The sequence below is a fragment of the Modestobacter sp. KNN46-3 genome, assembly GCF_011039295.1.
Genome location: NZ_JAAKGN010000047.1, coordinates 19941 through 30046 on the forward strand (window position 1 = coordinate 19941; position 10106 = coordinate 30046).

Consider the following 10106-nt stretch of genomic DNA (forward strand, 5'->3'; position numbering starts at 1 on the left):
GCTGGACCTTCCAGTGCAGGGGAGGGTCAAGCCGGCCATCGTCACAGGCCGGCTGCCGGCTGGAATCCCGCCGAGACGACGCCGGGCGTCGGGGTGCCCGAACGCTGCCGATGCAGGAGAGTTCCTCACGTGGCCTTCGAACTGGAAGCCGCCGTCCTGCCCGTGCCCGACGGCGTCCGCGCGGAGCTGCGCCGGGAATGGGGGCGACTTGCCGCGCCGGGGACATGGCTGTCCGGAGAGGAGCGGGTGGCGGTGGCCAGGGAGGCGCGGGCCGCCCGCACGTTCGCCGACGCACACACGGAGCTCGAGCCCGTGCTGGTCGAAGCCGCGCAGTCGGTGTCGGCCGCCGCGAACCTCATCACGCGAGAGTGGGTCGCCGATCTCCTCACCCGCGGCATGACGATCGAGCAGTACGTGGAGGTCGTGGGCATCGTCAGCAGGGTGGCCGCAGTGGACGCCTACGTCCGGGGGGTCGGGTCAGCAGAGGAGGCACTGCCTGACAGCGAGCCGGGTGAACCCACGCGCCGGCGCAACATCGATGTCCGCCCGCGCGCCGCGTTCGTGCCCACCGACCCGGAGGACGGCGCGCGGTACGCCCTCTCAGCGGTGCCGGCGGAGGAGAGTGCGAGAGACCAGCTCCACGCGCAGCTCTACCTCAGCACCCCACAGATGGCCGACCTCACTCACCAGAACGAGCTGTCCCGCGCGCAGATGGAGCTCCTCGCTGCCCGCGTCTCATTCCTGAACGACTGCTTCTACTAGCTGATCGCCCACGCCAACATGCTCCGTGCGAGTGTGCAGAAGACGACCGGGCAATCAGCCGATCTACGACCCGTCGTCGACGACCGCATCGATCCCGGACTTGCCTGGGGGATTGAGCTCCGCGATCTTGCGACGGCCATGGTGACCGGTCAGCGACTCGACGAGAGCCGTCGAGCCCTGAGCCAGGAGGGTGGCCCACAGGTGGCCGCCGCCGCAGTCGGGGTGTGCGCGAACTTCGAGATGATGAACCGCATCCTCGATGCGACCGGGTGCCCCGTCCCGGACAGCCTCCACTTCGTGGCAGGACTGCTCGGCATCACAGGTCACGGCTGAGCGGACGCGGTCGCCACGTGACTCGCCCGATGTCACGACCGACCCGTGCGGCCAGCTGACCTGGCCGTGAGAATGGGCCAGTGAAGATCGGCGAGGTCGCGGCGGCCACCGGCACGACTGCGAAGACCCTGCGCTTCTACGAGCGGGCCGGACTCCTCCCACCGCCCCGGCGCACCAGCGCCGGCTACCGGCAGTACAGCCCCGACATCGTGGCGCGCATGGACTTCATCCGGCGCAGCCAGGCCGCCGGGTTCAGCCTCGCCCAGATCCGAACGATCCTCGACATCCGTGATTCAGGAGACGCCCCCTGCCGGCACGTCCAGGGCCTTCTCGACGAACGCCTGGAGGCCCTCGACCGGCAGCTCACCGAGCTCGCTGCCCTGCGTGGCACCGTCGCGCACCTGCGGGCTCAGGCGCGCACGATCGAACCCGACACGTGCGATCCCGCCACTGTCTGCCGGTACCTGTAGCGCGTTCCCGACCCTCAGCGAGCTGTGGCTGCGGCTGCTCGCGTGCGAGCGCAGCGTCTCCCGGTCCACCTGCGAGTGGCACGGCCGGTTGCACGACCGGCCGTGCCACTCGCCGGCGCGCTCCAGCTACCGACGACGACGGCGCCAGAAGAGGGCGGCGCCCATCATGCCCATCATGCCCACCATGGGCAGTGCGGTGCCGACTGCGCCGCGCGCCAGTGGAGGAAGTGGGCGTGCCAGGTCGGCCACCCGGGCCGACAGCCACATCGGCGGAGCCTGCCGAGCGACGTCACGCAGGGCGACGGGGCCGGCCGCGCTCAACGTCTGCCACATCGTGCCCGTCCCGCGCAGCAGTGCACGCCCCTTGGCCTCGGACTGCCCAACCGGCCGCTGCTCTCCGGCGGCGACCGATTCGAGGGCGGCGCGCAGACGTTCGTGCTCGTTGGCCCACAAGCTCCGGAACAGCACTCTGCCGTCGGTGCCGACGATGTATGCGGCGTCGGGCTTGTCGTCGAGCTGCCGGTGAAGCGTTCCGCCGATGTCGTCCACGGCCACCGGCCAACGGATGCCGTCGCGCTCGGCGTAGGCCCGCGCCTGGTCGGTCTTGGTCTGCATGTCCCGGGGCTGTACGTAGCGGTCGCCGGGGTGAGCCTCGCGCACGTAGAGGGCCAGAAACCGAACGCGGTCCCCGAAGTCGTCATAGAGCCGCTGGAGCGCCGGACCGGCGCTCGCCGTCATCGGCTAAGTGACCGAGCCGAAGTAGACCAGCAGCGGCTTGCCGCCGATCAGCTCCCGACTGGCCACGCGCCCGCCGTCGATCGTCGGCAGGTCGAAGTCCGGGAACCGGCCACCGGGCTCGATACCGCCGAGGAAGCCGCGGTCCTCCACCAGCAGCCCCGCACGGAAATGGGGGTACGCGTACTCAGTCATGTCTTGCCCTCTCCTGTTCTCGATGCGTCATCGACATCTTCGTCATGGATTCAGGCCCCAGGCCTGGAGCCGTCCGGTGACCGGCGGCGGGCTTCCGGCCCGACGACGAGGAAGGCCGCCAGGAGCGCACCGAACAGCAGGTGCACGGTGACCTCGAACGGCTGGTTGACCCCCAGGAAGGCAGCGAACTGCGGCACCAACCGCGCCAACAGCTGGAAGTTGACCAGGTAGAGCAGCCCTCCATAGATCAGCCCTCCCCACAGCACCGCGGCGGCCCAGGACCGTCCTGCCGATCGGTCGCGGAGCATGGCGACGGCGGCGGCGAAGACCAGTCCGAACAAGGCGGAGAGCACGAAGTGGACCACCACACCCACCCAGATCGTGGCCTCCGGCGGAGGTGGTCCCTCCACGATGGTCGCGATCACTCTCAACGGGGTGAGGGCCGGATTGCCCATGCTGGCGGTGAGCCACATGGTCAGCGCGATGAAGACGACTCCGGCGAGGAGACCCGCGATGATGCCCCACGCCAGCATGGGAACGATCCGCCGGTCAGAGGTGTCGCCGCCGCCGGAAACCTCCCGAGTCGAACCGCTCACAGCCACCACCTCCGGTCAGGAACTGCACGGCCTTTCCCGGCGGGAGGCTTCGGCGAACGCGTCGCCGCCCACGCGACGACCGAACTCATCAACTGCACGTCTCGCTCCTCTCCTTCGGCGCCTTGCTTACGCGCTCGACATCCGCCACCGAGGCGCAGAAGCGCGGGCAGGGCCTTCGCGTCGAAGCCGACCCCCCGACGGCTTCCCCACCCGCTGACCCTGCCCCGTTCCGGCAGGTGAGACGATCGAAATGTCACTCGGCTGACGGTGTTCCTGATGTGTTCGCGAAGCGTCATGCCGGCCGGCGACCCCCGACGTCCTCGGCGGGGGTTCAGGAATCACGCATGCTGCGCAGACCCGCCTCGTCCAGGAGCCGGATCGATCCGTAGCCGAGCTCGACCAGGCCTCGCCGCTCCAGGTCCTTGAGCACCTTGTTCAAGGAGGGACGGGCTACCCCCAGCATCGCCGCCAAGGTGCGCTGCGGGAGTTGGACGTTCCCGTCCTCCGCCTCGTCGACGAGGAGTCCGGCCAAGCTGCGCGACCAGCGGGCGGCCGAGCAGGGAGATCAGCCGGCCGTGGCTGGTGGCAAGCCGCTGCGCCACGCTGGACAGCCATCGCCGGGACACCGCCGGATGCTGGCTCAACAGCGACTCGAAGTCGGCGGGCGACAGGACCAGGCAGACGGTCTCGTCCAGCGCATGAGCCGTGTACGGCACCGGGATCCCGAGCAGCAGCGGCAGGTCCCCATCGACGTCTCCCGGGCGCAGGACACCGACGACCACCCTGCCGCGGGACGTCCCGACGCTGAGCTCCACGTGTCCGTCGCGGACGATGCAGACGCCCGGCTGCCCTGCACCGGCGTCACCGAGGATTCGTTCACCGCGCCGGAAGTGCAGCGGCGAGATCCGGCCGGCGAGCGCGATGACGTCCTCGGGGCCCAGGGGCGCCGTCGCACCGCGGCCGACGCAGCGGGCGATCCAGGCGGCGTCCCGGATCTGCGTCTCCCGTGGCGGCAGGTGCGCTGCGTCGGCGCGCAGCAGCGCCGTCCATCGTCCGAGGTCCACACCCGGATCCTGGCATCCGCAGAGATCACTGCCCCGGACCGTCAGCGGCGGACGTCGGAAGGGACCATGCCGACCCGGATCTGGATGTGTTCGCCGCGGCGCGGCGGAGCGGACGTCGTCGAGCTCGCCCTCCAGCAGCCGCCCGGGGCGGGCGTCGATGTCGGCGTCGCTCAGCGCGCCCAGCCGCCGCGCTAGGGCCACTGCCTCGGGAGGCGAGGAGGCGGGAAGCGGATCGAGCTCATGGCCGCCATCCTGGGCCTCCGGGAACACCGCGTCGTCGCCGCCGGGTTCCTGCAGCATGTCCCCTCCGCCGGCCGGTCCCGCCGCGGAACGGGCTGAGCTGTTCCGGGTGCATGTCGAGCCGGAGCTCGAGGTGCTGCTCCGGGTGGCCGGCACCCTGACCGGGTCCTGGGCCGAGGCGGAGGACCTCACCCAGGAAACGCTGATCCGGGCCTGGCGTGCGCTGGACCGCTTCGACGGCGCCCACCCGCGCGCGTGGCTGCTGACGATCTTGCGGCACACGAACGTGAACATGCACCGCAGGCGTCGACCGGATCCCGTCGAGGACACCGCCATCCTGCCGGGAGCACGGCCGGCGTTCGGCGCGCTGACCGAGCCCAGCCCCGAGGAGCAGATCGTGCTGCAGATCCTGCCCGACGACCTCGAGCGGGCCGTCGACAGCCTGGACCCGAAGTTCCGGACGGTGCTCGTGCTCGTGGACGTCAACGGCCTGACCTATGCCGAGGTGGCCGGGCTGCTCGACGTTCCGCTCGGCACGGTGATGTCCCGCCTGAGCCGGGCGCGCCAGCGGGTGCGCGCCCATCTGCGCGCCCATGCCCGGCCCGAAGGGAGCCTGCGGTGATCACCGGCCTGCGCAGGATGCTGTCCTGCCACTTCACCGCCAAGCGCCTCCAGCGCTACCTCGACGCCGACCCCTCGGCCCCGCTGGACCCCGGCGAGATCCGCCGCCTGGAAGCCCACCTGACCGAGTGCGACCGCTGTGCCTCCGCGGCCGAGGACTTCCGGTCGATGCGCTGGGCGATGCTGCGTCTGTCCCAGCTCGTCGGCCCCGACCCGGCCGCGGTGGCACGCCTGCACCGCACCGTCGACCAACTGCTCGAGGAGGACCACCGATGACCACGTCAGCCTTCGATGACACCCACTGGGACCTGCTGGTCATCGGCGGTGGCACAGCCGGCCTCGTCGGCGCGAAGACAGCCGCGGGCCTGGGCGCCCGGGTCCTGTTGGTCGAGCGACACCGCACCGGCGGCGACTGCCTGTGGACCGGCTGCGTGCCTTCCAAGTCACTGCTGGCGTCCGCGGCTGCGGCGGCCGACGCCCGGGCCGCGGACCGTTTCGGGGTGGACGTCGACGCCGTGCGGGTCGACTTCAGCCGGGTGATGGCCCACGTGCGCGCCGCCATCGACGCCATCGCCCCGAGTGACTCCCCCGCCTCGCTGGAGGCCGCTGGCGTGCACGTGCTGACCGGCACTGCTCGCCTCACCGGACCGGACACCGCGGACGTCGAGGGCCGGACGGTGCGGTTCCGGCAGGCCCTCCTGGCCTCCGGCGCCACCCCCGCCGTCCCTCCGATCGCGGGGTTGGATCCTGCGGACGTGCTGACCAGCGACACCGTCTGGGACCTCCAGGAGCTGCCCACCCGGCTGGCCGTGCTGGGCGGCGGACCGATCGGCTGTGAACTCGCCCAGGCCTTCGCCCGCCTCGGCGCCGAGGTCACCCTGGTCGAGGGCGCCGACCGGATCCTGAGCAAGGAGGCTCCGGACGCCGCCGAGATCGTCGCCCTCGCCCTGGCCGCCGACGGGGTCCGACTCCTCCTCGGCCAGCCGGTGACGAAGGTCGTGCACTCCGGCCGGGGCGGCCAACTGCTGCTCGCCGACGGCGATGCCGTGGCCTTCGATCAACTGCTGGTGGCCGTGGGCCGGAAGCCCAGCACCGCCCACCTGGGCTGCTCCGCGGCCGGCGTCGACCTCGCCGACGACGGCACCATCGTGGTCGACGCGCACCTGCGCACCTCCAACCCGCGGATCTGGGCGGCCGGCGACCTCACCGGCCACCCACAGTTCACCCATACCGCGGGGGTGCACGGCAGCCTGGCGGCCGGCAACGCCGTGCTAGGCCTGCGCCGTCGCGTCGACCCGGTCGTGCCCCGCGTGACGTTCACCTCCCCGGAGGTCGCCGCTGTCGGCGTCGACTCGGGCGGTCCGCCCGCCGGCTGCACGGTGCACCGGGAGAGCCTCGCCGACGTGGACAGGGCGGTGGCGGAAGGGCAGACGTCCGGCTTCACCGACCTGGTCCTGGACGGCCGGGGCCGTCTGGTCGGTGCCACGGTTGTCGGCCCGCGGGCCGGGGAGACGTTGGCGGAGCTGACCCTGGCGGTCCGGCACGGCATGCGGGCCTCCGCGGTAGCCGGGACGACCCACGCGTACCCGACGTTCGCCGACGCCACCTGGAACGGCGCAGTCGCCACCGTCCGCGCCCGGCTGGCCGGCCCCGTGGCGTCCCGGCTCACCGCTGCCGCGGTACGGGCCCGCCGGGCGTGGTGCGACCTGCGCGCCCCCGCCTGAGCAGCGGCAGGCACCGGGTCACCCCAGCGACCGGTAGCCCGCCCACATCCGCTGGACCGCGCTGAGAAGCACGATCACGGCCCAGACGAGGGCGATCCGCCACGCCTGCTCCGGCAGCAGGAGCCACAGCGCATGCACCAGGATCGTCTCGGTCCCCTCGGCGAGCCCGCCGATGAACGACAGCGACCGGCCGTCGTCGAGCCGGCGACCGGACCGCTCGGCGATGGAGGAGAAGGCCAGGAACGCGGCACCGTTCAGGTAGTAGGCCAGCAGCACCAGCAGGAACGGCAACCACGGTCCGTCACCGACCCCCGCGGTGCCGACCGCGACCCCGACCACGGTGCTGCCGTAGACGGTGAAGTCGGCGGTGATGTCGAAGAAGCCACCGGCACCGGCACCGGCGTCCGGTTCCCCTGTCCGGGCCTGGCGGCGACGAGCGAGCGGTCCGTCGAGGCCGTCCGCGAGCCGGGAGAGCAGCCAGAGCACCAGCGCCGCCGCCCACGCCTGGGACGCTGCAGCCCCGGCCGAGCCCAGTCCCAGCACGAGCCCGGCGGCGGTGATCCGGTCCGGGGTCAGCCACGGGCGGTCGACTCCCGCAGCCAGCCGGCCCAGCGGAGATTCGAGCATGCGCCGAGCCGGCCCGTCCAGCACTGGCGTCCTCCCGTCCGTTCACGACCGGCCGTTCGCCGCTGCCAGGGCACAGTCGATCATCGGCGCGGGCGCCGCGCCCGGTGGCGGGAAGCCGGAGAACACCCGAGCGTGTTCCCGACACGCCCGGTCGCCGCTGCGACGGCCAACAAGCACCGACCCAGGAGGCCAGTCCATGACCCGACTGAACAGCCGACCGCGTCACGCCGGTCGCACGGCCGTCGGCCTGGCCACTCTGGCGCTGATGATGGCGGCGTGCGCGGCGCCCGACAGTGCCGCACCCCAGGCAGAGGACCGCTCGTTCGCCGACATCCGGGCGGAAGCCGAAGGCCAGACCGTGGACCTGTGGATGTACGGCGGCGATGAACAGGGCAACGCCTACGTCGACGACATCCTCGCTCCGGCGGCGGCCGAGCAGGGGGTGACGCTGCGGCGGGTCCCGGTCGCCGACACCGCCGACGCGGTCAACCGCATCCTCAGCGAGCGGCAGGCGGGTGTCACCGACGGCGACGTTGACCTGGTGTGGATCAACGGGGAGAACTTCGCCACCGGGCGACAAGCCGGCGCCTGGCTGTGCGGCTGGACCGGGATGCTGCCCAACATGGCGGGGACCGATCCCGATGATCCGTTGCTAACCACCGACTTCGGGACCCCCGTCGACGGATGCGAGGCCCCCTGGCACAAGGCCCAGTTCACCCTCGTCTACGACTCCGCGGCCGTCCCGGACCCACCCACGACGCTGCAGGGGGTCCTGGACTGGGCGCGGGCCAACCCGGGCCGGTTCACGTACCCGGCGCCCCCGGACTTCACCGGGTCGGCGTTCCTCCGCCAGGTCCTCTACGGCGTCTCCGGCGGACCGGAGGACGTGCCGCTGACCTACTCGCAGGACGCCTACGACGAGCTGACCCCGCGGCTCTTCGACACCCTGGCCGACCTCGCCCCGTTCCTCTGGCGGGGTGGGGACACCTATCCGCAGACCGGGGAGCAGCTGAACCAGCTGTTCGCCGACGGCGAGGTCGACATGACGATGACCTACGGGCCCGCCACGCTTCCCGACCTCGTCGCCGACGGGACCTACCCGCCCACCACCCGGGTCCTCACCCTGGACGAGGGCACGCTGGGCAACGCCAGCTTCCTCGCGATCCCCTCGACCTCCGGCGACCAGGAGGGGGCGATGGTCGTCGCCGACCTGGCGCTCTCCGCCGACCAGCAGCTGGCCAAGGCCCGGCCCGAGGTGTGGGGCCAGTTCACCGTCCTGGACCTGTCCCGCCTGGATGCTGGAGATCGTGCCGCGTTCGAGCAGCTGCCCGCCGCCGTGGTGCCCCCTTACGAGGAGCTGTCCCGCGGCGCCGACCCCGAGCTGTCCGCGGAGTGGGTGCCCCGGCTGGAGGAGGGATGGCGGCAGACGGTCCTCGCCGCCAACCCGTGACCGGCCTGCCGCTCGCTGCCCCAGGGCGCCGCACGCACACCGCGGGGCCGCTCCACACCGGCCGGTCCCGGCGCTCGCCGCGCCGGCGGGCGCTCTTGCTCATCCTGCCCGCGGTCGTCCCCACCGGCGCCGTCGTCCTGGCGGCCCTGACCTCGGCGCTGCTGAGCAGCCTCGGCCTCACCCCGCTGGTCGGGCAGCCCCGCCTGACGCTGGACCCCTGGCGAGCACCGACCGATCACCTGTGGACGGCCGCCGGCCTGTCCGTGGCGATCGCCACGGCCGCCACCGTCCTGGCGGCCCTCGTGGGGCTGGCCACGGCGCTGGCCATCACCGGCCGCCGGCGCTCCGGCCGACTGCTCGCCCTGCTCAGCTCGGCCACCATCCCGGTCCCGCACGTGGTAGGAGCAGCGGCGGTCGGGCTGCTCCTCGCCGACGCCGGCTTCCTCCCCCGCTTGCTGGGCGTCGAGACCGGCTGGCCACCGCTGGTGGGCGGGCGGTGGTGGATCGCCGTCGTCGCCGAGTACGCCTGGAAGGAGTCGGCGTTCATCGCCCTCGTGGTGTCCAGCGCGCTGGCCAGCCGGGTCGCCTCCTACCGCGACACCGCCATCGTGCTGGGAGCCCGGCCGTGGGCCCGGCTCCGCTACGTCACGCTGCCGCTGGCCGCACCAGCACTCGTCGCCTCGGCGGGCATCAGCTTCGTCTACGTCCTGGGGTCCTACGAGGTCGCCTGGCTGCTGGGCCGCCCGTCTCCCGAGCCGCTGCCGGTGCTGGCCTTCCGGCTCTTCACCTCCCTCGAGCTGACCGCCCGCCCGGAGGCCGCGACCGTCGCGGTGGCGACCGCGGCGCTGGCACTCGCCGCCGTGGCCGTCGCCGCAGCGGCACTGCGCCGCATGGAGGGCTGGCGGTGACGCTCGGCGCCCGGCGCCTGCTCCCGGGGCTGGCCCTGCTCCTGCTGGCGGCCTGGTTCGTCTTGCCCCTGGTCCCCCTCGCACTGTGGGGGCTCGCCGACCGCTGGTCGGCTCCGGCGGTCCTGCCGCAGGAGTGGGGCCTGTCCGGCGTGGCCGAGGCGGCGGAGCAGGGCGCCGGTTCCGGTGTCGTCGGCTCGCTGGCCCTCGGTGGGCTGGTGGCGATGCTCGCGACCCCGCTCGGCGCCCTCGCCGGACGGGCGCTGGCGTCCCGCCATCTGCCCGCCTCCGTGCTGGTCGGCGCAGTGCTGCTCAGCCCGCTTGTGGTGCCCCCGTTCGTCGTGGCGATGGGGTTCGACGTCCTGCTCCTGCGGCTTGCAGTCC

At 72.6% G+C, this 10106-nt stretch carries 14 protein-coding genes and 1 pseudogene; 10 read left to right on the forward strand and 5 right to left on the reverse strand.

What is annotated here, in order from left to right; all coding sequences use genetic code 11:
- The first annotated feature begins 129 nt into the window (after positions 1–129).
- From G5C62_RS12205 to G5C62_RS12215, 3 genes are all read left to right on the forward strand, one after another.
- Positions 130–762, forward strand: coding sequence for a hypothetical protein (locus G5C62_RS12205; RefSeq protein ID WP_164701205.1), 633 nt, complete (start codon positions 130–132; stop codon positions 760–762).
- A 33-nt stretch (positions 763–795) separates the two neighbouring features.
- Complete coding sequence (locus G5C62_RS12210; RefSeq protein ID WP_156119256.1) at positions 796–1095, forward strand: hypothetical protein; 300 nt, start codon at positions 796–798, stop codon at positions 1093–1095.
- An 80-nt stretch (positions 1096–1175) separates the two neighbouring features.
- Positions 1176–1565 (forward strand): heavy metal-responsive transcriptional regulator, encoded by a 390-nt coding sequence (locus G5C62_RS12215; protein WP_036337935.1) that lies wholly within the window; start codon positions 1176–1178, stop codon positions 1563–1565.
- Positions 1566–1691: 126 nt separating this feature from the next.
- Here the strand turns inward: G5C62_RS12215 and G5C62_RS12220 are convergent, their stop codons facing one another.
- The 4 genes from G5C62_RS12220 to G5C62_RS28085 all read right to left on the reverse strand — a co-directional run bounded on the left by G5C62_RS12220 (position 1692) and on the right by G5C62_RS28085 (position 3623).
- The gene (locus G5C62_RS12220) at positions 1692–2303 is read right to left on the reverse strand and encodes a hypothetical protein (RefSeq protein ID WP_164701203.1); all 612 of its coding nucleotides are present in this window, start codon (positions 2301–2303) and stop codon (positions 1692–1694) included.
- A 3-nt stretch (positions 2304–2306) separates the two neighbouring features.
- On the reverse strand, positions 2307–2495 hold the full coding sequence (locus G5C62_RS12225; RefSeq protein WP_164701202.1) for a hypothetical protein: 189 nt from the start codon (positions 2493–2495) through the stop codon (positions 2307–2309).
- Positions 2496–2545: 50 nt separating this feature from the next.
- Positions 2546–3028: a hypothetical protein gene (locus G5C62_RS12230; RefSeq protein ID WP_164701200.1), complete on the reverse strand. Its 483-nt coding sequence runs from the start codon at positions 3026–3028 to the stop codon at positions 2546–2548.
- 394 nt (positions 3029–3422) lie between these two features.
- Complete coding sequence (locus tag G5C62_RS28085) at positions 3423–3623, reverse strand: helix-turn-helix domain-containing protein (protein ID WP_241175860.1); 201 nt, start codon at positions 3621–3623, stop codon at positions 3423–3425.
- Between the two features lie 100 nt (positions 3624–3723).
- On the opposite strand from G5C62_RS28085, the gene G5C62_RS28700 reads away from it, so the two are divergent.
- From G5C62_RS28700 to G5C62_RS12250, 4 genes are all read left to right on the forward strand, one after another.
- Positions 3724–4350, forward strand: coding sequence for a hypothetical protein (locus G5C62_RS28700; RefSeq protein ID WP_277424777.1), 627 nt, complete (start codon positions 3724–3726; stop codon positions 4348–4350).
- 103 nt (positions 4351–4453) lie between these two features.
- Complete coding sequence (locus tag G5C62_RS12240) at positions 4454–5017, forward strand: sigma-70 family RNA polymerase sigma factor (RefSeq protein WP_164701198.1); 564 nt, start codon at positions 4454–4456, stop codon at positions 5015–5017.
- Positions 5014–5292 carry a zf-HC2 domain-containing protein gene (locus G5C62_RS12245; protein ID WP_036337926.1) on the forward strand — a complete coding sequence of 93 codons (279 nt, stop codon included), beginning with the start codon at positions 5014–5016 and terminating at the stop codon, positions 5290–5292. Before G5C62_RS12240 ends, G5C62_RS12245 begins: the two co-directional genes overlap by 4 nt.
- A complete protein-coding gene (locus tag G5C62_RS12250) occupies positions 5289–6740 on the forward strand; it encodes an NAD(P)/FAD-dependent oxidoreductase (RefSeq protein ID WP_164701197.1) in 1452 nt (483 codons plus the stop codon). Before G5C62_RS12245 ends, G5C62_RS12250 begins: the two co-directional genes overlap by 4 nt.
- An 18-nt stretch (positions 6741–6758) precedes the next feature.
- Here G5C62_RS12250 and G5C62_RS12255 read toward each other — a convergent pair whose 3' ends face one another.
- Positions 6759–7367: a CDP-alcohol phosphatidyltransferase family protein gene (locus tag G5C62_RS12255; protein WP_241175859.1), complete on the reverse strand. Its 609-nt coding sequence runs from the start codon at positions 7365–7367 to the stop codon at positions 6759–6761.
- A gap of 196 nt (positions 7368–7563) precedes the next feature.
- Between G5C62_RS12255 and G5C62_RS12260 the strand changes: the two genes are divergently transcribed.
- The 3 genes and pseudogenes from G5C62_RS12260 to G5C62_RS12270 all read left to right on the forward strand — a co-directional run.
- Complete coding sequence (locus G5C62_RS12260) at positions 7564–8817, forward strand: ABC transporter substrate-binding protein (RefSeq protein ID WP_206330607.1); 1254 nt, start codon at positions 7564–7566, stop codon at positions 8815–8817.
- Complete coding sequence (locus G5C62_RS12265) at positions 8814–9725, forward strand: ABC transporter permease (RefSeq protein WP_241175858.1); 912 nt, start codon at positions 8814–8816, stop codon at positions 9723–9725. Before G5C62_RS12260 ends, G5C62_RS12265 begins: the two co-directional genes overlap by 4 nt.
- Positions 9722–10106, forward strand: a pseudogene (locus G5C62_RS12270) (hypothetical protein); the annotation flags it as partial. The gene G5C62_RS12265 and the pseudogene G5C62_RS12270, both read left to right, overlap by 4 nt.